General features: G+C 75.1%; 21 protein-coding genes and 1 tRNA gene. 20 read left to right on the forward strand and 2 right to left on the reverse strand.

Annotated features, from left to right (window positions below; all coding sequences use genetic code 11):
• Positions 1-58 precede the first annotated feature (58 nt).
• A complete protein-coding gene (gene acs, locus FGG90_RS00395; protein ID WP_094126133.1) occupies positions 59-2098 on the reverse strand; it encodes an acetate--CoA ligase in 2040 nt (679 codons plus the stop codon).
• A gap of 688 nt (positions 2099-2786) precedes the next feature.
• Between acs and FGG90_RS00400 the strand changes: the two genes are divergently transcribed.
• The 15 genes from FGG90_RS00400 (at position 2787) to FGG90_RS00470 (ending at position 18149) form a co-directional block, all read left to right on the forward strand.
• Entirely contained in the window at positions 2787-3761 is a 975-nt protein-coding gene (locus tag FGG90_RS00400; RefSeq protein ID WP_237583475.1) for a TadA family conjugal transfer-associated ATPase, read from the forward strand.
• Positions 3758-4759, forward strand: a complete 1002-nt coding sequence (locus FGG90_RS00405) for a type II secretion system F family protein (protein ID WP_094126131.1) — start codon at positions 3758-3760, stop codon at positions 4757-4759. The genes FGG90_RS00400 and FGG90_RS00405 overlap by 4 nt, the downstream gene beginning before the upstream one ends.
• A 320-nt stretch (positions 4760-5079) precedes the next feature.
• On the forward strand, positions 5080-5283 hold the full coding sequence (locus tag FGG90_RS00410) for a DUF4244 domain-containing protein (protein WP_094131158.1): 204 nt from the start codon (positions 5080-5082) through the stop codon (positions 5281-5283).
• Positions 5284-5330: 47 nt separating this feature from the next.
• A complete protein-coding gene (locus tag FGG90_RS00415) occupies positions 5331-5678 on the forward strand; it encodes a TadE family type IV pilus minor pilin (RefSeq protein WP_237583476.1) in 348 nt (115 codons plus the stop codon).
• Positions 5668-6045 (forward strand): Rv3654c family TadE-like protein, encoded by a 378-nt coding sequence (locus tag FGG90_RS00420; protein WP_094126130.1) that lies wholly within the window; start codon positions 5668-5670, stop codon positions 6043-6045. Before FGG90_RS00415 ends, FGG90_RS00420 begins: the two co-directional genes overlap by 11 nt.
• Before the next feature lie 328 nt (positions 6046-6373).
• Positions 6374-9334 carry a type I DNA topoisomerase gene (gene topA, locus FGG90_RS00425; protein WP_094126129.1) on the forward strand — a complete coding sequence of 987 codons (2961 nt, stop codon included), beginning with the start codon at positions 6374-6376 and terminating at the stop codon, positions 9332-9334.
• Entirely contained in the window at positions 9331-9966 is a 636-nt protein-coding gene (tmk, locus tag FGG90_RS00430; protein WP_094126128.1) for a dTMP kinase, read from the forward strand. Before topA ends, tmk begins: the two co-directional genes overlap by 4 nt.
• Positions 9963-11168, forward strand: coding sequence for a DNA polymerase III subunit delta' (locus FGG90_RS00435; RefSeq protein ID WP_237583477.1), 1206 nt, complete (start codon positions 9963-9965; stop codon positions 11166-11168). Before tmk ends, FGG90_RS00435 begins: the two co-directional genes overlap by 4 nt.
• A gap of 98 nt (positions 11169-11266) precedes the next feature.
• Positions 11267-12781, forward strand: a complete 1515-nt coding sequence (locus FGG90_RS00440) for an alpha/beta hydrolase (RefSeq protein WP_237583478.1) — start codon at positions 11267-11269, stop codon at positions 12779-12781.
• A gap of 85 nt (positions 12782-12866) precedes the next feature.
• Positions 12867-12942, forward strand: a tRNA-Thr gene (locus FGG90_RS00445).
• A gap of 183 nt (positions 12943-13125) precedes the next feature.
• Positions 13126-14613: a D-alanyl-D-alanine carboxypeptidase/D-alanyl-D-alanine endopeptidase gene (dacB, locus tag FGG90_RS00450; RefSeq protein ID WP_165771343.1), complete on the forward strand. Its 1488-nt coding sequence runs from the start codon at positions 13126-13128 to the stop codon at positions 14611-14613.
• 64 nt (positions 14614-14677) lie between these two features.
• Positions 14678-15268 carry an isochorismatase family protein gene (locus FGG90_RS00455; protein ID WP_094126126.1) on the forward strand — a complete coding sequence of 197 codons (591 nt, stop codon included), beginning with the start codon at positions 14678-14680 and terminating at the stop codon, positions 15266-15268.
• 187 nt (positions 15269-15455) lie between these two features.
• Complete coding sequence (locus FGG90_RS00460; protein WP_094126125.1) at positions 15456-16937, forward strand: NAD-dependent succinate-semialdehyde dehydrogenase; 1482 nt, start codon at positions 15456-15458, stop codon at positions 16935-16937.
• Complete coding sequence (locus FGG90_RS00465) at positions 16937-17755, forward strand: TrmH family RNA methyltransferase (protein ID WP_094126124.1); 819 nt, start codon at positions 16937-16939, stop codon at positions 17753-17755. The genes FGG90_RS00460 and FGG90_RS00465 overlap by 1 nt, the downstream gene beginning before the upstream one ends.
• Positions 17756-17780: 25 nt before the next feature.
• Positions 17781-18149 carry a DUF2834 domain-containing protein gene (locus FGG90_RS00470; protein ID WP_094126123.1) on the forward strand — a complete coding sequence of 123 codons (369 nt, stop codon included), beginning with the start codon at positions 17781-17783 and terminating at the stop codon, positions 18147-18149.
• A gap of 151 nt (positions 18150-18300) precedes the next feature.
• Here the strand turns inward: FGG90_RS00470 and FGG90_RS00475 are convergent, their stop codons facing one another.
• A complete protein-coding gene (locus FGG90_RS00475) occupies positions 18301-20241 on the reverse strand; it encodes an ABC transporter ATP-binding protein (protein WP_094126122.1) in 1941 nt (646 codons plus the stop codon).
• 263 nt (positions 20242-20504) lie between these two features.
• Between FGG90_RS00475 and FGG90_RS00480 the strand changes: the two genes are divergently transcribed.
• The 5 genes from FGG90_RS00480 to FGG90_RS00500 are packed head-to-tail and all read left to right on the forward strand — an operon-like array spanning position 20505 to position 24599.
• Positions 20505-21611, forward strand: a complete 1107-nt coding sequence (locus FGG90_RS00480) for a sensor histidine kinase (protein ID WP_106408870.1) — start codon at positions 20505-20507, stop codon at positions 21609-21611.
• Positions 21608-22300 carry a response regulator gene (locus FGG90_RS00485; RefSeq protein ID WP_133065116.1) on the forward strand — a complete coding sequence of 231 codons (693 nt, stop codon included), beginning with the start codon at positions 21608-21610 and terminating at the stop codon, positions 22298-22300. Before FGG90_RS00480 ends, FGG90_RS00485 begins: the two co-directional genes overlap by 4 nt.
• 57 nt (positions 22301-22357) lie before the next feature.
• Positions 22358-23098: an ABC transporter ATP-binding protein gene (locus FGG90_RS00490; protein WP_094126119.1), complete on the forward strand. Its 741-nt coding sequence runs from the start codon at positions 22358-22360 to the stop codon at positions 23096-23098.
• Positions 23095-23856, forward strand: a complete 762-nt coding sequence (locus FGG90_RS00495) for a hypothetical protein (protein WP_094126118.1) — start codon at positions 23095-23097, stop codon at positions 23854-23856. Before FGG90_RS00490 ends, FGG90_RS00495 begins: the two co-directional genes overlap by 4 nt.
• Positions 23853-24599 carry an ABC transporter permease gene (locus FGG90_RS00500; protein WP_094126117.1) on the forward strand — a complete coding sequence of 249 codons (747 nt, stop codon included), beginning with the start codon at positions 23853-23855 and terminating at the stop codon, positions 24597-24599. The genes FGG90_RS00495 and FGG90_RS00500 overlap by 4 nt, the downstream gene beginning before the upstream one ends.
• The last annotated feature ends 100 nt before the right edge of the window (positions 24600-24699 follow it).

The following is a 24699-nucleotide window of genomic DNA, read 5'->3' on the forward strand; positions in this document are numbered from 1 at the left end:
AGGAGGGCCGGGTGCGCATCGCACCCGGCCCTCCTCACGTCCCGGTCGTCCGCGCGGATCAGCCCGCGGACATCCGCTCGGTGATGACCTGCATCACCTGCGTGTCCGCGAGTGTGGTCGTGTCGCCGACCGCGCGCCCCTCCGCCACGTCGCGGAGCAGCCGTCGCATGATCTTGCCCGAGCGCGTCTTCGGCAGCTCCTGCACCACGAACACGCGACGCGGCTTCGCGATGGCGCCGATCTGCTCCGCGACGTGCGCGCGCAGCACCTCGTTCGGGTCCTCGTCGCCGAAGGCGCTCGCCTCGGCCGTGCGGAGGATCACGAACGCGACGACCGCCTGCCCCGTCGCCTCGTCGGAGGCACCCACCACCGCGGCCTCGGCCACGTAGGGGTGGCCGACCAGGGACGACTCGATCTCGGCGGTGGACAGGCGGTGGCCGGAGACGTTCATCACGTCGTCCACGCGGCCGAGGAGCCAGACGTCGCCGTCCTCGTCGAGCCGGGCGCCGTCGCCCGCGAAGTACCGGTCGCCGAAGCGGTCCCAGTACGTCTCGCGGTACCGCTCCGGATCGCCCCAGATGCCGCGGAGCATGCCGGGCCACGGCTCGGTGACCACGAGCAGGCCGCTCTCGCCGGGGCCGACGGGCTGGCCGGCGTCGTCGACCACGGCGATGGAGATGCCCGGGAGGGGCGTCTGCGCGGAGCCGGGCTTGGTGGCGGTGATCCCGGGCAGCGGCGAGATCATGATCCCGCCGGTCTCCGTCTGCCACCACGTGTCGACCACGGGCACGTCGCCGCCGCCGATCACGTCGCGGTACCAGCGCCAGGCCTCCGGGTTGATGGGCTCGCCCACCGAGCCGAGCAGCCGGATGGAGGAGAGGTCGCGCGCGTCCGGGATCTCGCGCCCCGTCTTCATGAAGGAGCGGATCGCGGTGGGCGCCGCGTACAGGATCGTCACGCCGTGCTTCTCGACGATGTCCCACCAGCGGCCGGGCTCCGGGGTGTCGGGCGTGCCCTCGTAGACCACCTGGGTCGCGCCGTTGGCGAGCGGGCCGTAGACGACGTAGCTGTGGCCGGTGATCCAGCCGACGTCCGCCGTGCACCAGTAGACGTCGGTCTCGGGGTGCAGGTCGAACACGTTGCGGTGCGTGTAGGCGGCCTGCGTGAGGTAGCCGCCCGAGGTGTGCAGGATGCCCTTCGGCTTCCCCGTGGTGCCGCTCGTGTAGAGGATGAAGAGGGGGTGCTCGGCCTCGAACGCCTCCGCCTCGTGCTCCGGGTCGGCGGCGGCGACGCGCTCGTGCCACCAGATGTCGCGGGACGCGTCCCACTCCACCTCGTTCTCGCCGCGCCGCACGACGAGGACGTGCTCGACGGATCCGGCGGATCCCACGAGCGCCGCGTCGACCGCGGGCTTCAGCGGGAACACCTTGCCCTTGCGCCAGCCGCCGTCCGCCGTGATGACCACGCGGGCCGCGGCGTCGTCGATCCGCGCGCGGAGGCTCTCCGCGCTGAATCCGCCGAAGACGACGGAGTGCACCGCGCCGATGCGCGCCACGGCGAGCATCGCGACCACCGCCTCCGGGATCATCGGGAGGTAGATCGCCACCCGGTCGCCTGCCGTGACGCCGAGGTCGAGCAGGGCGTTCGCCGCGCGCTTCACCTCGGCCGTGAGGTCGGCGTAGGTGAGGTCGCGGGTGTCGCCCGGCTCGCCCTCCCAGTGCAGCGCCACGCGGTCGCCGTTCCCGGCGAGCACGTGCCGGTCGAGGCAGTTGTAGGCGACGTTGAGGCGGCCCTCCGGGAACCAGCGGGCGACCGGGGCGTCCGACCAGTCGAGCACCGTGTCGAACGGGGTCTCCCACGTCACGAGCTCGCGGGCGCGGTCGCCCCAGAAGCCGAGCCGGTCGGCGGCCGCGGCCTCCGCGAGCGACTCGTCGGCGACGCGCGTGGCGCGGAACGCCTCGGTGGGCGGGTGGACCTGTCCGGGCTCGGGGGCCTCGGGCGGGCGGGAGAGGGACGTCGTCCCCTCCTCGTCCTGTTCGCGCGGGGCGGCCGTCGGGGTTCCGGGCTCGGTCGATTCGGGGTTCGTGGACATCGTCATCCTCTCCGCGCACCACGTTAGCGGTGGTCGAGCGGCTGCCGGAGGATCCGGGGGGAGCAGCCTGGCCGGGAGACCGGTGTGGGAACGGCCAGAACACGCACAACCCTCCCGTCGCGGGAGGCGCCCGGCGTATGCTCGGGGACGTCGGGCCAAGTCCGACGTGTGGCGACTCCAGGATTCCCCCGATCCGTCGTCACGTGGCGGCGCCCGTTCCCCCGATGGGCGCCGCCCCTCTTCTTCCCTCCCCAGGCGCGGATGGTTGCGCGCCGTCCCGATCGATCGCGACCAGGCGGTTCCGCGCCGCGCGGGTCCCTAGCCTCCGCGCATGGATGAGCAGCGGGGGCGGACGGGCGGCCGTGGGGTCGGGGTCGGGATGCGCAGCGGCGGGCGGTCGGGTCCGTCCGGTCTGTCGGGCAGGTCGGCGGCTGTGCCGGCGGCAGGGGTGGCGGGGGCTGCGACGAGCGCGGCCTTCGTGCCGCGACCCCGGCGGGTGCCGCCCGACGGCGGTGGCGTCGGTGTCGCGTCGCCCGGTCGCACCGCGGACGCCGTCTCGATCACGGGCGGAGCGGTGGGGTCGTGCGTGGATCCGGGATCGGGCGCGCTCGCGGCGATCCGCGGGCCCGGAGCGACGGCGGCGGTCGGGGCGACGACGGCGGTCGGGGCGCGACATGCGCCGGACGCGTTCGGCGTGCTCGCCCACCTCGTCCGGGACCCGCGCACGACCGACGTCTTCGTCAACGGCGACGGCGAGGTGTGGGTCGACCGGGGTGCCGGCATGGAGCGCCTCCCGGCCGTCGACCTCGGCGGCGAGTCCGCCGTGCGCGCGCTGGCGGTGCGGCTCGCATCCGAGGGCGGTCGGCACCTCGACGAGGCGGCGCCCTGCGTCGACGTGCGCATCGGGGACGGCATGCGGGTCCATGCTGTGCTCCCGCCGGTGTCCACCCGAGGGACGCTGCTGTCGATCCGCCTCCCCGCCCGATCACGCCCGACGATGGACGCGCTCGACGCCGCGGATGCCTTCCCTCCCGGCTGCCGCGCGCTCCTCGAGGAGGCCGTGCGACGGCGCACGAACCTCCTCGTCACGGGGGCCGGCGGCAGCGGCAAGACCACGTTGCTCGGGGCGCTGCTCGCGCGCGCGGATCCGCGGGAGCGGATCGTGCTCGTCGAGGACGTCGCCGAGCTCCGCATCCGGCACCCGCACGTGGTGTCGCTCGAGGCGCGCCAGGCGAACATCGAGGGCGCGGGCGAGCTCCCGCTGCCCCGGCTCGTGCGGGAGGCCCTGCGGATGCGACCCGATCGGCTCGTGGTGGGGGAGTGCCGCGGCAGCGAAATCCGCGAGCTGCTCGGCGCCCTCAACACGGGGCACGACGGCGGGGCCGGCACCCTGCACGCGAACGGCATCGTCGACGTGCCGTCGCGGTTGGAGGCACTCGGCGCGCTCGCCGGCATGGACGCCGTCGCGATCGCACGTCAGGCGGTCAGCGCCATCGGGCTGGTCGTGCACCTGGCCCGCACGCCGTCCGGCCGTCGCGTGGTCGGCGCGGGTCGGTTCGCGACGGCCCAGGACGGGCGGCTCCGCATCGTGCCGGTCCGCTGGGAGGGCGGCGCCGTCCGTCCGGCCGTCGAGGCGGGGCGCGGCGTGGCGGGCGGAGGATCCGCATGATCCGGGTCGGCCGCGGTCGCGGGCGCGGGCGCGCAGCCGCGGGTGGTGCGGGCGTGGAGGAGGTCGAGGATATCGCCGCGTCGGTCCGCCGCATGGCCGTGCTCCTCCGCGCCGGGCTGCACCCCGAGCGGGCGTGGGAGCAGCTCGCGCCGCCGGGGCCCCGGCCGAGGCGGTCCGACGATGCGGTGCAGGCGGTCGTGCGGGAGGTCGCGGCCGGCCCGCGCTCCCTCTCCCTGGCGGAGCGCATCGCCCGCGCCGCATGCCGCGACGAGGCGGCCGGCCACGCCGACGCCGCCCGCTCCTGGCGTGCGCTCGCCGCCGCGCTCGAGGTGGCCGACCGCACGGGGGCGCCCCTCGCGGCGGCGCTCTCGCGGCTCGCGGACGCCCTCGTCGCCGTCGGCCGGGTGCGGCGCGATGCGGGCACGGCGCTCGCGGGTCCCGTCGCCACGGCGCGGACGGTGCTGCTCCTGCCGGGGGCGGGGCTCCTGCTCGCCGCCGGGCTCGGGTTCGATCCCCTGCGCGTCCTCCTCACGACCGTGCCGGGCGCCGCCTGCCTCGTGGTCGGCGCCTCGCTGGTGGTCCTCGGCTGGCGGTGGAACCGTCGGCTGGTCCGGGCGGCGATGCCCTCGGATCCGGCGCCCGGCCTCGTGCTGGACCTCGTCGCGACGGCCATGGCCGGAGGATCGTCCGTGCCCCGGGCCACCTCCGTGGTCCGCGTCGCGTGCGAGCGGACCGGTCTCCCCGTCGGGTCGGACCTCGAGCGCGTCCGCGAGGTCGTCGCCGCCGCGACGCGCACGGGCGCTCCCGTGGCGGTGCTCCTCCGCGGCGAGGCGGATCGGGCGCGACGCGACGCGTCCACGTGGGCGGAGCGGGCGGCTGCCCGGCTGGGGGCGCGGTTGATGCTCCCCCTCGGGGCCTGCATCCTGCCCGCCTTCCTCGCGGTGGGCGTCGTCCCGATGCTCATGGCGGTCGTGTCCTCAACACTCGGCCGTCGGTGAGGGACTCCACCGGCAGCGGGCGGGAGGGTCGCCGACCGCCACGACGCGGGCATGGTGACCACCTGGCCGACAGGCGGCCGGGATCAGGACGGCGCGAGCGGGAGCTCCGCCGAAGGAGGGCGAAGGACATGTCTCGGATCGAGGAGAGCGGTGGAGCGGTGGTCGTGGAGCGCAGGGAGTCGGGGTCGACGGGGAACGGGGAGCGCGCCGTCTGGCCGCTGACGGCGGCAGCGTCGTCGGAGCGAGGATCGGGCGACGCTCGCGCCGAGTCCGCGTGCTGCGCGTGCATCGGGGCCGCGCGCCCCGCCGCGCCGGCGCCCGTGTCGACGCGCGTGGTGCTCGCCGCCCGGCGCGCCGTGCGCGCATGCGTCCCCGGGGACGGAGGCGCGGCGACCGCGGAGTACGCCATCGCGACCATGGCCGCCGTCGCGTTCGCGGGGCTGCTCGTGGTCATCCTGCAGAGCGACGAGGTGCGGGGGATGCTCCTCGACCTCGTCCGACGCGCCCTCACGTACGACCGGTGAGGGGCGTCGCGCATGCTCCTCACCAGGTCGGGCCGGTGCGTCCCGTCGTGCCGGGGGACCTCGGGGCCGCGGCCGCGGAGGTCGCGGTGGTCCTCCCGGCAGTCGTCCTCGTGCTGGGGCTGTGCCTCGGAGCGGTGCAGACGGTGGGCCAGCAGGTGGCGCTCACCTCGGCCGCCGAGGAGGCGGCGCGGAGCCTCGGCCGAGGCGAGACTCCCGACACCGCGGCCGCGCGCATCGAGGGAGCCGCATCCGGCGCCTCCCTCGAGGTCGAGCATCGGGGGCATGACGTCTGCGTGCACCTGACCGCATCCAGCCGCTTCGCCCCTGCGGCCGCCGCGGGCGTGGTCGTGCAGGCGCGGGGGTGCGCGCGGCAGGAGGACACCGATGGGCCGTGACGATGACTCGGGCTCGGGCTCGGTGCTGGCGGTCGGACTCATCGGGGCGGTGGCGGCGCTCGGGTTCGCCACGATGTCCGTCTCGGCCCTCCTGGTCGACCGGGCGGTCGCGGCGGGGGCGGCGGACTCCGCCGCCCTCGCCGCGGCGGACGCGGCCGCCGGGTACGTCAGCGGTGCGCCCTGCGACGCCGCGGAGGAGCTCATGGCACCCGTGGGCACGGAGCTCGTCGGATGCGCGGTCGACGGGACGACGGCGGACGTCCGCGTCCGTGTCCCCGGCACCCCGTTCGGGGTGCCGGTCACCGCTCGGGCGAGGGCGGGTCAGCCGGACGAGCGCATCGCAGGTGCCATGGATCCCGACCCGTGATCCGGCCGCTCGCGCCTCAGCGGCCGTCGGCGCCGTCGCGGAACCGCCGCACCAGCACGGCGCCGAAGGCACCGGCGAGCAGCACCAGAGCGAACACCCCGAGCACCAGTCCCATGGCTGCATGCTAGGTGCTCGGGAGGCCCCTGCCGAGCTCGGAGGGGGCCGTGTCCGACCGCCTCCGGGATTAGGTGCACGGTCGGTGCTCGTGTGTATGGTGTGCCTTGTCGGGGACCCCGCCGCACGTCGCCCGGAGCGCATCCCGTGCCGGCACGCATCCCGCAACCCGGGCCGGACACCGGCCCCCGCGAACGCATATATAAGGAGTCACGTGCCCGGCACGAAGAAGTTGGTCATCGTCGAGTCGCCGGCCAAGGCCAAGACGATCGGCCAGTACCTGGGCAGCGGCTACGAGGTGCAGGCCTCCGTCGGCCACATCCGCGACCTCATCGAGCCCAAGAACCTGCCGCCCGAGCTCAAGAAGGGCACGCTCGGCAAGTTCTCCGTCGACGTCGAGAACGGCTTCGAGCCGTACTACGTCGTCAGCGACCAGAAGAAGAAGACCGTCGCCGACCTCAAGCGCGCGCTGAAGGACGCCGACGAGCTCTTCCTCGCGACGGATGAGGACCGCGAGGGGGAGGCCATCGCGTGGCATCTGCTGCAGGTGCTCAAGCCCAAGGTGCCGGTGAAGCGGATGGTGTTCCACGAGATCACCAAGGAGGCCATCGAGCGCGCCCGCGACAGCACGCGCGACATCGACACGGCGCTCGTCGACGCGCAGGAGACCCGCCGCATCCTCGACCGCCTCTACGGCTACGAGGTGTCGCCGGTGCTGTGGCGCAAGGTCGGCCCGGGGCTGTCCGCGGGGCGCGTGCAGTCGGCGGCCACGCGGCTCGTGGTCGATCGCGAGCGCGAGCGCCTCGCCTTCGTCACCGCCAGCTACTGGGACCTGACCGCGTCGCTCTCGCCGCTCGAGCAGCAGCTGCCCTTCGACGCCCGGCTCGTCCGCATCGACGGGGCGCGCATCGCCACCGGTCGCGACTTCGACGACAAGGGCGCGCTCAAGAACGACTCGCGGCCGCTCGACGCGTCGACGGCCGAGGCGCTCGCCGAGGCGCTGCGCGACCCCTCCGTCCCCCTGCGGGTGCAGAGCGTCGAGTCGAAGCCGTACACGCGTCGGCCCGCGGCCCCCTTCACCACGTCGACGCTCCAGCAGGAGGCGGCCCGCAAGCTCCGCTTCTCCGCGCGCCAGACGATGAGCGTCGCCCAGTCGCTCTACGAGAACGGCTACATCACCTACATGCGCACCGACTCGCCGTCGCTCTCGCAGCAGGCGATCAACGCGGCGCGGAAGCAGGCCGCGGAGCTCTACGGTCCGGAGACGGTGCCCGACAAGCCGCGCCTCTACGCGGGCAAGAGCAAGAACGCGCAGGAGGCCCATGAGGCCGTCCGCCCGGCCGGGGAGACCTTCCGCACCCCTCAGCAGCTCGCGTCGACGCTGCGCGGCAACGACCACAAGCTCTACGACCTCATCTGGAAGCGCACCATCGCCTCGCAGATGGCGGACGCGAAGGGCTCGACGGCGTCGGTCGTCATCGCCGCGGGGCCCACGTCCGCGGGTGAGGTCGCCGAGTTCGCCGCCTCGGGCACCGTCATCACGTTCCGCGGCTTCCTCGCCGCCTACGAGGAGGGCCGCGACGAGGAGCGTCACGGCACCGCCGAGCCGCGAGAGGCGAAGCTGCCCGACCTCAAGAAGGGGCAGGACCTCCGCCTCGTCGACGTGGACGCCAAGGGGCACGAGACCAGCCCGCCGCCGCGCTACACGGAGGCGAGCCTGGTCAAGACCCTCGAGGAGCTCGGCATCGGGCGTCCCTCCACCTACGCCGCCATCATCTCCACCATCGTCGACCGCGGCTACGTGACCCCGCGGGGCACGGCGCTGGTGCCCAACTGGATCGCCTTCTCGGTGGTCCGGCTGCTGGAGGAGTTCTTCACCGAGCTGGTGCAGTACGACTTCACCGCGGGCATGGAGAACGACCTCGACCGCATCGCGGACGGCTCGGCCGAGCGCGTCGACTGGCTGAAGGGCTTCTACTACGGGAACGACGCCCACAAGGGCCTGCGCCCCACCATCGACAACCTCGGCGAGATCGACGCCAAGGAGATCAACTCCCTGCGCATCGCGGACGACATCACGCTGCGCATCGGCAAGTACGGCCCGTACCTCGAGGTGCACGAGGAGGGCGCCGCGCCCGACGCGACGCCGCGCCGCGTCAACCTCCCCGAGGACCTCGCGCCCGACGAGCTGACGTCCGCCAAGGCGCGCGAGCTCATCGACGCGCCGGTCGTCACGGACCGCGTCATCGGCATCAACCCGGCGAACGGCAAGCAGGTCGTCGCGAAGGACGGCCGCTACGGCCCCTACGTCACCGAGCTCGACCCCGAGCCCGAGGAGGCCCCGGCGGCTCCCGCGGACGGAGTCGACCCGGCGACGGGCGTGGTGCTGGAGGCGGCCGCGGCCCCCACCGCGGCGGCGCCGGCGAAGAAGGTGCCCGCCAAGAAGCCGGCGGCGAAGAAGGTGGCCGCCGTCAAGCCGCGCACGGCCTCCATCTTCAAGTCCATGGACCTGGCGACGGTCGACCTCGAGACGGCGCTCCGCCTGCTCGACCTGCCGCGCGTCGTCGGCGAGGACCCGGAGACCGCGACTCCCATCACCGCGCAGAACGGCAAGTACGGCCCGTACCTCAAGAAGGGCACGGACTCGCGCTCGCTCACGAGCGAGGAGCAGATCTTCGAGATCGACCTCCCGGGGGCGCTCGAGGTCTTCGCGCAGCCGAAGTACGGCGCACGCCGGCCCTCGAGCGCGCTCAAGGAGTTCGACGCGGATCCGGTGAGCGGCAAGGGCATCAAGGTCAAGGACGGCCGGTTCGGCCCGTACGTCACCGACGGCGAGACCAACGCCACCATCCCCAAGAGCGAGTCCGTCGAGGACGTCGACTTCGACCGGGCCGTCGAGCTGCTGGCCGACAAGCGCGCCAAGGGCCCCGCGAAGCCCAAGGCGAAGGCCAAGGCCCCCGCGAAGGCGAAGGCCAAGGCCCCGGCGAAGCCGCGGACCACCGCGGCCAAGACGACCGCGACGAAGACGGCAGCCGCGAAGACGACGGCCACGAAGTCCGCGGGTTCCGCCGCGAAGACGACGACCGCGCGCTCGGCCGCCGCGACCAAGGCGGCCGCCACGCGGGCCGCCAACAAGGCCGCGGCCGCAGCGGCGGCAGCGTCCGACGCGACGTGACCGGCGTCTTCATCACCCTGGAGGGCGGCGACGGTGTGGGGAAGTCCACGCAGTCGGCGCTCCTCCGGGTGTGGTTGGAGGAGCGGGGCCAGGAGGTCGTCCCCACGCGCGAGCCGGGTGGCACGGACCTCGGGGCCGAGATCCGGGAGATCGTCCTCCATCGACGGGGTCACATCGCCCCGCGCGCGGAGGCGCTCCTCTACGCGGCGGACCGCGCGCACCACGTCGACGCCATCGTGCGCCCCGCGCTCGAACGCGGTGCCGTGGTGCTGCAGGACCGGTACCTCGACTCGTCCGTGGCGTACCAGGGTGCGGGCCGCGTCCTCGACCCCACGGAGATCCGGAGCCTGTCGCTCTGGGCGGCCGAGGGTCTCCTCCCGCACCTGACCGTGCTCCTCGACCTCGACCAGGCGTCCGCCCGCACGCGGTTGGACGCCGCCCGCACGCGGTTCGACCGGCTCGAGTCCGAGCGGGCCGAATTCCACGAGCGCGTGCGCCAGGCGTTCCTCGCCCTCGCGGACGCGGAGCCCGACCGCTTCCTGGTCGTCGACGCCTCGCTGCCGCGGGAGGAGATCGCCGAGCGCATCCGCGCGCGGGTCGCCGCGCTGCTCGACGTGGGAGCGTCCGCATGAGCGGCGCGGTCACGGCACCCGACGGGCGCGCCATCTGGGACGACCTCACCGGGCAGTCGGAGGCCGTGGCGCTCCTCGCGTCCGCGAGCAGCCCCCGCGCCACCGCCCGCGACGCCGCAGGCACCGCGCTCGCGCACTCCTGGCTCATCACCGGGCCCCCCGGATCCGGCCGGTCCAACCTCGCCTACGCCTTCGCGACCGCGCTGCTGAGCGACGGGACGCCCGAGGGCGACGCGGCCACGGCGAAGCAGGTCGCCGCCCGCAGCCATCCCGACCTCGGCGTCCTCGCCACGGAGCGGGTCATCATCGCCATCGACGAGGTGCGCGCGCTGGTCACGTCGTCGCAGTACTCGCCCTCGGTCGGCCGCTACCGCGTCATGGTCGTGGAGGACGCCGACCGCATGACCGAGCGCACCTCGAACCTCCTGCTCAAGGCGCTCGAGGAGCCGCCGGAGCGCACCATCTGGATCCTGTGCGCGCCCAGCGAGGCCGACCTCATCCCCACCATCCGCTCGCGCGTGCGCAGCGTCCGGCTCCGGATGCCGTCGGTGCAGGACGTCGCCGCGCTCATCCAGCGCCGGGACGGCGTCGACGCGGCGACGGCCACGCGGGCCGCCCGCGAGGCGCAGAGCCACATCGGCATGGCCAGGCGGCTGGCGACGGACGCCGAGGCGCGCGAGCGCCGCAGCCGCACGCTGGAGCTCGCCCTGGGCATCCGCACCGTCGGCGACGCCGTGCGTGCCGCCGCCGCCCTCCTGGAGCTGGCCGGTCAGGACGCCAAGGCGTTCACGGTCCAGCGCGACGCCGACGAGCGCGAGAGGGCGCTGCGCTCGCTCGGAGTCCAAGAGGGCGGGTCGATCCCGCCGCAGCTGCGCTCGCAGATCCGACAGCTCGAGGAGGACCAGAAGCGGCGCGCCACGCGGAGCCTGCGCGACGGCATCGACCGGATCCTCGTCGACCTCATGTCCCTCCACCGCGACGTGCTGCTCCACCAGCTCGGGGCCGACCTCCCGGCCGTGAACGAGGCGATCGCGCCGCGCGTCGCCGAGGCCGCCGACGCCGGATCCGCCGCCGCGTCCCTGGCCGTGCTCGACGCCGTGGCGGTCGCGCGCCGGCGCATCGACGGCAACGTGTCGCCCGCCCTGGCACTCGAGGCCATGCTCGTCTCGCTCACCCGCACGCGGTCGGGGGGCGGGTCATGAGGCGCGGCGCGGATGCGGGTACGCCGCCCGACCGGGTCCTCCGCGCATCCGGCCGGCGTCGATCCGCACGCCGAGCGGCCGGTGCGGTCGCGGCCCTCGTGGTCGGCGTCCTCGTCCTCAGCGGCTGCGGGGCCTTCGGGATCCCGGCGCCGCGCAGCGCGACGTCCAGCCCCTCCGCGGAGGAGGTCGCGCCCGACCTCGCCCGCTACTACGGCCAGACGCTGCAGTGGTCCCCGTGCGAGGACGGCGCCGAGTGCACCACGGCGACGGCGCCGCTCGACTGGTCGGCTCCCGACCCGGCGACGGACATCCAGCTGGCGCTCGTGCGGCACACGGCGCGCGGATCCGGCGAGCCCCGGGGATCGCTCTTCGTGAACCCCGGCGGCCCCGGCGCGTCCGGCGTCGACTTCGTGAAGGCCGGCGTCGACTCCGCCACCTCGCGCGCGCTCCAGGACGACTACGACGTCGTCGGCTGGGATCCGCGCGGCGTCGGCGCCTCCACCGCGGTCGACTGCGTGGACGACGCCCAGCTCGACGCGCTCCTCTACCAGGAGACGGACGCCGCACCCGGCACCCCGCAGGCCGACGACGAGCTGATCCAGGCCTCGAAGGACTTCGCCGCCTCCTGCGCCGCGCGCTCCGGCGACCTGCTCGAGTTCATCGACACCCGCAGCACGGCCCACGACCTCGACATGCTGCGGGCGCTCGTCGGCGACCCGCAGCTCAACTACCTCGGCTACTCGTACGGCACGAGCATCGGGGCGCAGTACGCGCAGGACTTCCCGGCGCACGTGGGCCGCATGGTCCTCGACGGCGCGACGGATCCCGCGGCCAGCGCCTTCGACGTGGTGCTCGCGCAGACCACGGGCTTCCGCGACTCGTTCGAGGCCTACATGTCTGCGTGCCTCGCCGCGAGCGGCTGCCCGTTCCGCGGATCCGTCGACGACGGGATCGGCATGGTCGCGTCGCTGCTCGCCACGCTCGACGCCAGCCCGGTGCGCGCCGCCGACGGGCGCGAGCTCGACCGGGCGGTCATGCGCAGCGCCATCGACGCGGCCCTGTACAGCGAGAAGCAGTGGCCCACGCTCACCACGGCGTTCACGCGGGCGATGCAGGGCGACCCGTCCATCGCCTTCGCGCTCGCGGACAACTACTTCGGGCGGAACCCGGACGGCACGTACCGCGGCAACTACTTCGAGGCGTTCCTCGCCATCCAGTGCGTCGACCACCCCGTCGAGCGCGACGCGTCGGTGCTCGCGACCGAGGCGCGCGAGATCCGCTCCGCCGAGGGCGAGCTCGCCGACGCCGACACCTCCCGCGACGCCGAACCGGACCCGATCTGCGGCAACTGGCCGTACGCGGCCCGGCAGGCGCCCGGGCCCGTGTCGGCGGAGGGCGCCGCGCCCATCGTGGTGGTCGGCACGACCGGGGACCCGGCCACGCCGTACTCCTGGGCGCAGGCGCTCGCGGGCCAGCTGTCCTCGGGCGTGCTCCTGACGTACCGCGGCGAGGGGCACATCGCCTACGACGAGCGCGATCCCTGCATCGTCGCGGCCGTGGACGGGTACCTGCTCGGCGGCGACCCGCCGGCCGACGGCACCACCTGCGGCTGACGCCGGAGCCGGCCGGTGGACGGGAGGGCCCTCGGCATCCGGTATGCTCTCTATTCGTGCCCGGTACTCCCTGAGTCCGGGCCGGGCCGCCTTAGCTCAGTCGGTAGAGCATCTCACTCGTAATGAGAAGGTCGTCAGTTCGATTCTGACAGGCGGCTCCACGCGCATCACCGCGCACCCGCATCGCACCCGCACCGCCGTCGGGCGGTCTCCGACCCATGGGCGGCAGGCGCGCCGGCATCCGGCGGCGCCGGCCCGTCCCTCCCCAGGGCGTCGGACGCCGGGCTCCCGTCCGACGGGCGGACGCAGGGGGAGCGCCCGGCGTCGCCGTCTAACATGTCCCCATGCGATCCGAAGCCGACGGCCCCGACGCCCCGCGCGCGGACCGCGGCGCCGCGGGTCCCACCTCGCGCCGCGCCGCACGCCGTCCGGGCAGCGGCCGCGCCCGCACCATGACGGCCGGCGTCGCCGTCGTCGCCCTCCTCGCGGCGGGCGCGGTCGGCGCGGGAGCGGCCACCGGACGGGCGGGCAGCGCCTCGGCGAGCGTCGCGGCCACCGCGGATCCCGCCCCCGCTCCGAGCCCGACGCCCACGGTGGCCCCCGCGCGGCCCGTTCCCGCGAGCGCGGCCACCGCCCGCGACCTCCGCATGTGCTCCCTCTCCTCCCTCGCCCAGGACCCGCGTCTCGCGACGTTCGAGGGCCAGGTCCGCGACGCCGCGACCGGCCGCGTCCTGTTCGACCGGAACGGCGGCACGCCGGAGCGCACCGCGAGCGTCATGAAGGTCATCACCTCGGCCGCCGCGCTCGCCGCCCTCGGCCCGGATCGGCGCATCGCGACCACGGTCGTCCGCGGCGCCGAGCCCGGCACCGTCGTGCTGGTCGGCGGCGGCGACCCCACGCTGTCCCGCCTCACGAGCGGCAGCTCCGTCTACCCCGGCGCCCCGCGGCTCAGCGACCTCGCGCAGCAGGTCCGCACGGCGTGGGCGGCGGATCCTGCCACCGCGGGCACGCCCATCACCCGCATCGTGCTCGACACGTCCCTCTTCTCCGGCGAGACATGGGCGCCGTCGTGGGCCGCGACCGAGCGCCAGGCCGGCTACTCCAGCTTCATGACGCCCCTCCAGCTCGATGCCGACCGCGCCGACCCGGCGGCGGTCGTATCCGCCCGCAGCGAGGATCCGCTGGCGCGCGTCGGGAGCACCTTCCGCTCGATGCTCGGCGGATCCGCGCAGGTCACCCAGGGCACGGCGCCCGCGGGCGCCGCGGTGCTCGGCAAGGTCGAGTCGCAGCCGGTGTCGTCGCTCATCCAGACGGCCCTCATCAACTCGGACAACGTGCTCGCGGAGTCGCTCGCCCGCCTCGTGTCCATCCAGGTCGGCGCCGGGAGCACGCAGCAGTCGCTGGCCCAGGGCATCCCGAAGGCGCTCCAGGCGTACGGCCTCGACACCTCCAGCCTCACCATCGTCGACGGGCAGGGCCTCAGCCCCGACAACCGCGTGCCCCCGTCCCTCCTGGCCCAGCTGATGATCCAGGTCGACCAGCGGAAGCAGGCGCTCGGCTACCTGCACGACGGGCTGCCGGTCGCGGGGAAGACGGGCACGCTGTCCAGCCGGTTCACCGGCGACAGCGCGGTGGCGCGCGGTCACGTGGTCGCGAAGACGGGCTGGATCGACACGGGATACACGCTCGCCGGCATCATCGACGCGGCCGACGGCACCAAGCTCACGTTCGCCTTCTACGCCATCGGGAACGTCACCGGGAACGCGAAGATCGCGCTCGACGCCCTCGCGGCCGGCGCCTACCGCTGCGGAGCGGACCTGGGGGACGGATGACGCGCGGCCCGGTCCCGGGCGGCGGATCCACGGCATCGGGCATCGCCCGGGGAAGGAGCGGCGCATGAGCCGAGCGCTCTTCATCATCGACGTGCAGAACGACTTCACGGAGGGCGGCGCCCTGGGCGTGGACGGCGGCGGTGACGTCGCCCGCGGCATCACCCGTCTCCTCGCCGACGAGCCGTACCGGTACGACCACGTCTTCGCCTCGCGCGACTGGCACGAGGCCACGGGCGGCAACGGCGGGCACTTCGCCCCCGCCGGGACGGTGCCGGACTTCTCGACCACCTGGCCCGAGCACTGCGTGCAGGGCACGGCCGGCGCCGAGTACCACCCCGACCTCGACGTGACGGCGGTCGACTTCCACCTCCGCAAGGGGCAGGGCGCTCCCGCCTACTCGATCTTCGAGGGGACCACCGAGGACGGGGTGCCGCTCGCGGACCTCCTCGTGCTCCACGACGTGACCGACGTCGACGTGGTGGGCCTCGCGACCGACTACTGCGTGCTCGCCTCGGCCCTCGACGCCGTGCACCAGGGCAGGCGGGTGCGCGTGCTCGAGGACCTGGTCGCGGGCGTCGCCCCGGCCACGAGCACCGCGGCGCTCGAGCGCCTGCGGGACGCCGGCGCCGAGATCGTGTCCGGTCCCGGCGACTGACGCGGCGCGCGGCACGCGCGCACGCAGAACGCGACACGGGACACGTGACGCGCACGCGGCAGGCACGGACAGGCCGCACCCGCACGCCGCACGCACGAACAGGCAGCACGCACCAACAGCCAGCACCCACGAACACGCACCCACGAACACGCAGCACGCACCCGCACGACGCAGAAGCGAGGACAGCATGACCGCATCCACCCCGTCCGAGACCGACCTCCTGGCCGGCACGCCCACCGCGTTGCTGATCGGCGGCGACCGCGTCGACGCCGAGGGCGGCGCGAGGTTCGACGTGCGGGATCCCGCGACCGACGAGGTCATCGCCCGGGTCGCCGACGCGCGTCCGGCCGACGGCATGCGCGCGCTCGACGCGGCGGTGGGCGCCGCCGCGGAGTGGGCGGCGACCGCGCCGCGCGTGCGGGGCGAGATCCTCCGCCGCGCCTTCGACCTGCTGCAGGAGCGGAAGGACGAGTTCGCGCTCCTCATGACGCTCGAGATGGGCAAGCCGCTCGCCGAGTCGCTCGGCGAGGTCACGTACGGCGGCGAGTTCCTGCGCTGGTTCTCCGAGGAGGCCGTGCGCATCACGGGCCGCTACGGGGTGAACCCCGAGGGAACCGGCCGCATGATCGTCTCGCAGCACCCGGTCGGCCCTGTCCTCCTCATCACGCCGTGGAACTTCCCGCTCGCGATGGCGACCCGCAAGATCGCGCCGGCGCTCGCCGCCGGCTGCACCGTCGTGATCAAGCCGGCCGACCTCACGCCGCTCACCACGCTGCGCTTCGCCGAGCTGCTCGCCGAGGCGGGGCTGCCCGCGGGCGTGCTCAACGTGATCCCCACCACGGACGCCGCGGGCGTCACCGGCCCGCTCATCGCGGACCCGCGGCTCCGCAAGCTGAGCTTCACGGGATCGACGCCCGTCGGGCGCCAGCTCGGCGCGCAGGCGGCCGAGAACGTGCTGCGGGTGTCGCTCGAGCTCGGCGGCAACGCGCCGTTCGTGGTGTTCGACGACGCGGACCTCGACAGGGCGGTCGAGGGCGCCATGGCGGCCAAGTTCCGCAACGTCGGGCAGGCGTGCACCGCCGCCAACCGCTTCATCGTGCAGGCCTCCATCGCCGACGCGTTCGCCGACCGCCTCCGGGAGCGCATCGACGCGATGCGGATCGGACGCGGCACCGAGGAGGGCGTGACCGTGGGGCCGCTCATCGACGGGCGAGCCGTCGACAAGGCCGATCGGCTCGTGCGCGACGCGGTCGAGCGCGGGGCGGACGTGCGCGCGGGCGGCGAGCCGCGTGCGGGCGCCGGCCACTTCTACCCGCCGACGCTCCTCACCGGGGTCGTCGAGGGCAGCGACATCCTGCGCGAGGAGATCTTCGGGCCGGTCGTCGCGATCGTGCCGTTCGACGACGAGGACGACGCCGTGCGCCTCGCCAACGACACCGAGTTCGGCCTCGTCTCCTACGTCTTCACGCGCGACCTCGCGCGCGGCCAGCGGATGATCGAGCGGCTCGAGACGGGCATGACGGGCCTCAACATGGGCGTCATCTCCAACGCGGCGGCGCCGTTCGGCGGCGTGAAGCAGTCCGGGCTCGGCCGCGAGGGCGGGCTCGAGGGCATCCACGAGTACCTGAACACGAAGTACACGCTCACGCCCGACCCGTTCGCTGGCTAGTGGCGCACGTGGTCGAGGTCACCGACCTCGCGGATCCGCGGCTCGCCGACTACAGCCACCGCACGGACGTCGCGCTGCGCAAGGCGGAGGGCGCGGGCCACGGGATCTACCTCGCGGAGTCGGCGCTCGTGCTGGAGCGGGCGCTCCGGGCCGGGCACGCGCCGCGGTCCGTGCTCGCGCTCGGCGGCACGGTCGACGAGGCCCTCGCGCTCGTCGGCGACCGCGACGTGCCCGTGTTCACCGGCCCGGGCGAGCTGCTGGCGGAGCTCACCGGGTACGTGCTGCACCGCGGCGTCGTCGCCTCGCTCGACCGGCCGGCCCTGCCGTCCGTCGCGTCGCTGCTCGCGGACGCGCGCCGGGTCGTCGTGCTCGAGGACGTCGTGGATCCCACCAACGTCGGCGCGATCTTCCGCTCGGTCGGGGCGATCGGGGCGGACGCCGTGCTCGTCACGCCGCGCTGCACGGACCCGTTCTACCGCCGCGCCATCCGCGTGAGCATGGGCACGGTGCTGCAGGTGCCGTGGACGCGCACGGGGGAGTGGCCCGACACGCGCCTCGCGCTGGCTGACGCCGGCTTCCACGTCGCCGCGCTCGCCCTCACGCCGGACGCGGTCTCGCTGCGGGACTTCCGCGCCGACGCGCACGAGCGGCTGGCCATCGTGCTCGGCTCGGAGGGTCCGGGCCTCTCGGCGGAGGCGATCCGGTCGGCGGACACGGTCGTCCGGATCCCGATGGCGCACGGCATCGACTCGCTGAACGTCGCCGCCGCCAGCGCGGTGGCGCTCTACGCGCTCACGGCGCCGGCGGCCAGCGCCTAGCCTGGCGTCAGCCCCAGGAGGTCCCATGCCCGCTCGACCCGCACGCCGCCGCCCCACGCGCCTCGCCGTGGTCTACCTCGTGCTCGCGGCCGCCGGCCTCGTGCTGACCTGGTCCGCGAACATCCGCGTGATGACGGAGGGCCGCGACTTCCTCGCCGACCTCGGCGCGGGCGGCCCGGCGGTGTCGTCGCTGTCGTGGGACCTGCTGATCGCGGCGGTCGCGAGCGTCACCTTCATCATCGTGGAGGGGCGCCGGCTCCGGATGCGGCGGGTGTGGGTCTACGTGCTGCTCGCGCCGCTCGTGGCGTTCGCCGTCGCGCTGCCGGTGTTCCTCGCGGCGCGGGAGATGCACCTGGCCGCGGCGGAGCGGTCGGAGCACACTCCGGGCGCCTGAACCCCGGCCGGGCGCTCCCGCGCCTGCGGGCGCGTGAGCCGTCGCCGGGCGCTCCCGCGCCTGCGGAGTCAGGAGCCGCCACCGGGCGCCGGAGGCCTGAGCCGACGTCGGGCACCCGACGCCGGAGCCGACGCCGCGGATCCGAGCGCCGCTAGACCAGCAGCTGGTGCTTCGCCAGGTCGCGGTACAGCGGCGTCGAGACGACGAGCTCCGCGTGCGTGCCGGTGCCGACCACACGGCCCTTCTCGACGACCACGATGAGGTCGCTGTCGACGACGGTCGAGAGCCGGTGCGCGATCACGATGAGGGTGCGGTGCTCGGCGACCGCGTCGATCGCCTTGCGGAGCAGCTGCTCGTTGAGGCCGTCGAGGCTGGAGGTCGACTCGTCGAGCAGCAGGATCGGGGGCGCCGACAGCAGCGTGCGCGCGATCGCGAGGCGCTGGCGCTCGCCGCCGGAGAGCATGATCCCGTCCTCGCCGACGGGCGCGTCGAGGCCGAGCTCGTTGCGGGCGAGCACCTCCGTGAGGTTCACGGCGTGCAGGACCTGGACGCAGTCCTCGTCGGTCGCGTCGAACGCGGTCAGCGTGAGGTTCTCGCGGAGCGTGCCGGCGAGCACGGGGGCGTCCTGCTCGACGTACCCGATCTGGCGGCGGAGGTCCTCGCGGTCGACCGTGCGGATGTCGCGGCCGCCGATGCGCACGATGCCGGATGTCGGGTCGTAGAAGCGCTCGATGAGGGCGAGGATCGTGCTCTTGCCGGCACCCGAGGGGCCGACGAGCGCGATCCGCGTGCCCCGCTCGGCGCGGAAGCTGATGCCCTGCAGGACGCCGCCGCCGGTGCGGTCGGCGCCGGGGGCGTCGTCCACGACCGGGGTCGGTTCCGCGGCGCCGTCGCCGCCGGCCGCGCCGTCGCCCGCGGCCGCGTCCTCGCCGTCGGACGAGGCCGCCACCGGGTACGCGAACCGCACGTCGACGAGCTCCACGGCGGGCGCGTCGGTGCGGTCGTCCGCCGCCGGCGAGCCGTCGCGGAGGCGGCCGGCGAGCTCCGCATCGCCGTCGGTCTCGCCCGGCAGCTTGACGATCTCCTGGATCCGGCCGAGCGCGCCGAGCGCCTGGTTGACGGCGGTCACGGCGCCGAACGCCTGGCCGAGCGGCATGATCATGAGGAAGAGGAACAGGATGAACGCCACGAGGTCGCCGACCGCGATGGCGCCCGACGCGACGCGGAACCCGCCCACGCCGACCACCACGAGGAACGACGCCTGCAGGGCGATGCCCGCGATCGGCACGACGACGGCCGACGCCTTCGCGACCTTGATGCCCATCTCCCACGCGCCCTCGGCGTCGGCCTCGATGGTGCGGATCTCGCGGTCGGTGGCGTTGCTGGCGCGGACGGTGCGGATCGCGCCGATGGCCCGCTCGACGCTCGCCGCCAGGTCGCCGACCTTGCGCTGCGCGCGCTGGCTGGCGATGCGGATCCGGCCGGAGAGGCCCACGACCGCGACGACCGAGACGGCCACGACCAGCACGGTGAGGCCGAGGAGCACGGGGTCGATGATGAACATCGCGATGATGGCGCCGAGGAACGTGACCGCGCCGCCGATCGCCTCGACGAGGCCCTGCGTGAGCACGGCGCGGAGGAGCGTGGTGTCGGAGCCGACGCGCGAGACGAGGTCGCCCGTGCGGCGCGTGTCGAACTCGGAGATGGGCAGGCGGAGGATCCGGCGCACGAGGGTGCGGCGCGACGAGAGGACGATGCCCTCGCCCATCCGCTGCAGCAGGTAGTGCTGGTAGCCGGAGAGGAGCCCGGACACGACCACGAGGCCGACGAGCGCCCACACGAGCGCGCCCAGCGCGCCGCCCGCCTGCACGACCCCGACCACGCGCTGCACGAGGAGCGGCTGCGCGAGGCTCGCGGCGGCCCCCAGCACGCTGAGCACGACGACGAAGGCCATCAGCCCGCGCTGCTCGAGGATGTACGGCAGCAGCTCCGAGAAGCGCGCGCGGGGGCCGTCGTCGGCGGAGTCGCGGCGCGCGAACGGGCTGCGGGACCGGGCGCGCGGGGCGGCGGAGGAGGGGCGGGCGGTGCTCATGCGTGGTCTCCGGGAGGTGAGCGGGATCGAGACGGACGGCCGCGGTCTCCCGCGGGGCGTCGTCGGCGAGGCCGGGAGCCCGGGATCGGGCGCGTCGCACCGCCTCCAGGACTCTACGCGCCGCGTGCCGGGGGTCCGCCGGGCGGGGGCGGGGTCGGGCAGGGCGTCTCCGGTGCCTCCGCGCCCATGGTGGAACCCCGGGGCGCTCCCTAGTCTGGATCCGTGCCCGTCCCCGCCGTCCTCGCCGAGCGCGACGGCTCCCGGTGACGGTCCGCCGCCCCGCGCCCACCGCCGTCGACCTCGCGGGCGGGGCGCTCGTCGTCCTCGTCCTGTGGCTCACCGTGCCGGTCCCGGATGACCGGGCCCGCGCCGCGCAGGTCGCCCTCGGCGTCGTCGCGGTCGCGGGCGCCGCCCTCCGGCGCCGCGCGCCCCGCACGGGCGTCGCCCTCGCGGCCGCCGCGACGGCCGCGGCCTGGTCGCTCGGGCTCACGGCCGATCCGCTCCTGCTCGTGGGCCTGGCGCTGCGCTCGGTCGCCCGCCGGCACGGCCGTCGGGCGGTGCCGCCGGCGCTCGTCGTCGGCGTCGCACTCGTCGTGGCGGCGTCCGCGGTGATCGCCGTGCCGGGGCGCGAGGACGGCCTCCGCCAGGCGGCCCTCGCCGGGATCGTGCTCGTGGCGGCGTGGGCGTCCGGCGTGGGCGCCCGCAGCGGGCAGCTCGTGGCGGCCGAGAACGCGGTCCTGCGCGAGCGCGCCCGCCTGGCCCGCGACGTCCACGACGTCCTCTCGCACGCGCTCGGCAGCATCGGCGTGGAGGCGGGCGCGGCCGCCCACGTCCGCACGCTGCGCGAGGAGGACCTCCGCCGCACGCTCGCGGGCATCGCCGCGACCTCGCGGGGCGCCGTCGCGGAGCTCGGGAGCGTCCTGGCCGGCCTCCGGGCCGGCGACGGCGAGGACGCACCGGTCGACGTCCCGCTCGAGGGACTGCTGCGGGAGACGGCGGCCGTCGCCGAGCGCGCGGGCATCCGGGTGCGCCTCCGGGTCGACGACGTGCGGGGTGTGCCCGAGCCCGTCCGGACGACGCTGCACCGCGTCGCCCGCGAGGCCGTCACGAACGCGGTCCGGCACTCCGGCGGGACGACCTGCGACGTCGACGTCGTCGTCCGCGCGGATCCGCCCGCGGTGCGGCTCGCGGTCGCCGACGACGGATGCGGCCTGGGGCCCGACGCGGTCGAGGGCGACGGGCTCCGGGGCGTCCGCGAGCGCATCGCCCTGGTCGGCGGCACGCTCGAGACGGGCCGCGGCGCCGCGGGCGGGCTGGAGATCACGGCCGTGGTGCCGCTCGCCACGAGCGCTGCGGGCGCGCGCCCGTGAACGCCCCGATCCGCGTGGCCGTCGCCGACGACCTGGCCGCCCTCCGCGCCTCGTCGCGGATGCTCGTCGACGGCGAGGAGGACATGGTCGTGGTGGGCGAGGCGGAGGACGGCCCCGGCATCGTCGCGTTGGCCGCGGCGACCCGGCCCGATGTCGTGCTGATGGACGTGCGGATGCCGGGCATGGACGGCATCGAGGCGACGCGGAGGATCACCGCGCTCGGCGAGCGGCCGCGGGTCGTGGTGCTGACCATGTTCGGCGCGGACGAGCACGTGCACGCCGCGCTCCAGGCGGGCGCGTCCGGCTTCCTGCTGAAGACCGCGCCCCCGACCGAGCTGCTGCGCGCGGTGCGCGTCGTGCACGCGGGAGACGCGCTGCTGTCACCCGAGGTGACGCGTCGGCTGATCGCGTCGTTGACCCGGACCCCGGGCGACGACGGACGCGACCGGGTCCCCGGGGCCCGCGACACCCGCGACCGCGTCGCCCGGCTGACGCCGCGGGAGCACGCGGCGTTCGCGCTCATCGCGCGCGGCCTCTCCAACGAGGAGATCGCCGACCGGCTGACCGTGACGCACGCGACGGTGCGCACGTACGTGAGCCGCATCCTGACCAAGACGGGCTCCCGCGACCGCGCGCAGCTCGTGGTGCTCGCCTACGAGTCCGGGACCGTCGGGCGGGCGTCCGGCTGACCGGACCGTCGACATCCGCATGACGACACCGCCCCGGCCCGGCGCTTGGCTGGGCCCATGATCCAGATCTCGCACCTCGTCAAGCGCCGCCGCGGCAGGACGCACGTCGACGACGTCTCCTTCGACGTGCAGCCCGGCCGCGTCACCGGCCTCCTCGGCCCGAACGGCGCCGGCAAGAGCTCCACGATGCGCGTGCTGCTCGGGCTCGACGCGGCCACCTCCGGCACCGCGCTCATCGGCGGCGTGCCGTACCGCGCCCTCCGCGATCCCCTGCGGACGGTCGGCGCGATGCTCGACGGGCCCGGCGCGAACCGCGGCCGCACCGTCGCCGCGCACTTCACCTGGATGGCGCAGAGCAACGGGATCCCGCGTCGCCGCGTGGACGAGGTCCTCGAGGTCGTCGGCCTCCCCGGCGAGCGGCGCACCCGCGTCGGCAGCCTCTCCCTCGGCATGGGGCAGCGGCTCGGCATCGCGGCGGCGCTCCTCGGCGACCCGCAGATCCTGGTGCTGGATGAGCCCACCAACGGCCTCGACCCGGACGGCATCCGGTGGATCCGCCGGTTCCTCCGCGGCATGGCCGACGAGGGACGCACGGTGCTCGTGTCCAGCCACCTGATGAGCGAGATGGAGGACACCGCGGACGACTTCGTCGTCATCGCGCGCGGACGCATGGTCGCGCAGGGCGGGTCGGCGGAGATCACGACCGGCTTCCACTCGCTCGAGAGCGCGTTCTTCGCCCTCACGGAGGGCGGGGCCGACCACCGGTCCGGCGACGTGGCGTCCCGGGATCGCGCATGAGCGTCCGGGGCCTGGCCGCCTCCGAGCTGACGAAGGCGCGCACGCTGCGGGCGATGCCGATCCTCGTCGCCGTCGCCGTCCTCGCCACGTGGCCCATGGCGTGGACGAACGCCGCGTCCGGCGCCGACATCCCGGCCGACGACCCGCGGCTGTTCTCCTCCGTCCCCATCCCGACCGAGTACCAGGGGTTCGAGATGGCGGGCTTCGGCTACGTCCTCATCGTGGCGCTCGGGGCGCTCTGGGCGGGCGGGGAATACGGCGCCGGACGGCAGATCCGCAGCACGCTGCTCGCCTCCCCGCGTCGTGTCCCCGTGTTCGTCGTGTCGGCCGCCCTGCTGGCCGTCGTGACCGCGGTCGTCGCGTCCCTGACCATGTGGGGCGCCATCGTCATCACCCACGCGTCCTCGGGCGGGGACGTCGACTCGTGGCGGCTGACGCCGGCCATCTGGGCGCACCTCGGCGGCGTGACCCTCGCGTGGGTGCTCACGGCGCTCATGGCGTTCGCGATCGGGTCGCTGGCGAGGACGGCGATCCTCCCGCTGATCCTCCTGCTGCCGCTCGTGGTCGGCATCGGCGACCTCCTCGCCGGAGCGTGGGCGGGCGCGCGGTTCCTCCCGGTCACGGCGGGGGCGGCCATGTACTCCGACCCGGCCGCGGGGGCGTACCTCCCGCCCGTGGTCGGCGGCCTGGTGCAAGCCGCCTGGGCCGTCGTGCTCCTCGGCGTCGCGCTCGTGGTGTTCGCCCGGCGGGACGCATGAGCGCCCTCGGCCGGGCGATCCGCATGGAGGCCACGAAGGCCCGCACGCTGCGCAGCGTGCAGGCGACCGCGCTCGCCGCGGTGCTGGTCCCTCCCGTCGTCGCCGTCGTCCAGGCGCTCGCGGCGGATCCCGCGGCCGGCGCCGCGGGCGCGGTCCCGGTGGAGTCCCTCGGCTTCTCCACGGCGGGCCTCGCGCAGCCGCTCGTGATCCTCGCGGCCGTCCTCCTCACGGGCACCGAGCACGTGGACGGGCAGCTGCGGTCCACCCTGCTGGCGGTCCCGCGACGCGGGGTCGCGCTCGCCGCGAAGGCCGTCGTCGTCGCGGCGCTCGCCGCCGTGGTGGCGCTCCTCGGGACGAGCGCGGCGGTGCTCCTCGCGCACGCGACGCGCCACGACGACGGCCTGCCCGCGTCCGGCCTCACCGCGGGGATGGCGGGGAACCTCGTCGGGGTCGTCGTGAACTTCGCGCTCATCGGCCTCCTCGCCGCGTCGGTCACCGTGCTCACGCGGTCGCTCGTGGTGCCGCTCGTGGTCCTGGTGCCGCTCGTCCTGGGGCTCACGGTCTCGCTCGTCGGGCTCGTGCCGGCGGTGCGCTATCTGCCCGACCTCGCCGGGGTCCAGCTGCTCACCGCCTACCCCGGGGTGGGGCTGCTGGATCCGCTGCCGGGCGCGCTGGTCATGCTCGCGTGGACGGGGGCGCTGGGCGCCGCCGCCGCGCTGTCCCTCCTGCGTCGCGACGCCTGAGCGTCGGGGCCGGCCGTGGCCCCGGCCCCGCCGCGTGCGGCCGCCTCGATCCGGCATTCCCGCCCATGGTGGAAAAGCGCTTCGCTCCCTAGGCTGGCTG

Source organism: Clavibacter michiganensis subsp. tessellarius, assembly GCF_021922985.1.
GTDB lineage: Bacteria > Actinomycetota > Actinomycetes > Actinomycetales > Microbacteriaceae > Clavibacter > Clavibacter tessellarius.

Coding starts and splice junctions, on each gene's coding strand:
- FGG90_RS00460 (WP_094126125.1), top strand. CDS start 15,456: ATGACCGCATCCACCCCGTCCGAGACCGACCTCCTGGCCGGCACGCCC.
- FGG90_RS00475 (WP_094126122.1), bottom strand. CDS start 20,241: ATGAGCACCGCCCGCCCCTCCTCCGCCGCCCCGCGCGCCCGGTCCCGC.
- FGG90_RS00455 (WP_094126126.1), top strand. CDS start 14,678: ATGAGCCGAGCGCTCTTCATCATCGACGTGCAGAACGACTTCACGGAG.
- dacB (WP_165771343.1), top strand. CDS start 13,126: ATGCGATCCGAAGCCGACGGCCCCGACGCCCCGCGCGCGGACCGCGGC.
- acs (WP_094126133.1), bottom strand. CDS start 2,098: ATGACGATGTCCACGAACCCCGAATCGACCGAGCCCGGAACCCCGACG.
- FGG90_RS00420 (WP_094126130.1), top strand. CDS start 5,668: ATGGGCCGTGACGATGACTCGGGCTCGGGCTCGGTGCTGGCGGTCGGA.
- FGG90_RS00500 (WP_094126117.1), top strand. CDS start 23,853: ATGAGCGCCCTCGGCCGGGCGATCCGCATGGAGGCCACGAAGGCCCGC.
- FGG90_RS00495 (WP_094126118.1), top strand. CDS start 23,095: ATGAGCGTCCGGGGCCTGGCCGCCTCCGAGCTGACGAAGGCGCGCACG.
- FGG90_RS00435 (WP_237583477.1), top strand. CDS start 9,963: ATGAGCGGCGCGGTCACGGCACCCGACGGGCGCGCCATCTGGGACGAC.
- FGG90_RS00470 (WP_094126123.1), top strand. CDS start 17,781: ATGCCCGCTCGACCCGCACGCCGCCGCCCCACGCGCCTCGCCGTGGTC.
- FGG90_RS00405 (WP_094126131.1), top strand. CDS start 3,758: ATGATCCGGGTCGGCCGCGGTCGCGGGCGCGGGCGCGCAGCCGCGGGT.
- FGG90_RS00490 (WP_094126119.1), top strand. CDS start 22,358: ATGATCCAGATCTCGCACCTCGTCAAGCGCCGCCGCGGCAGGACGCAC.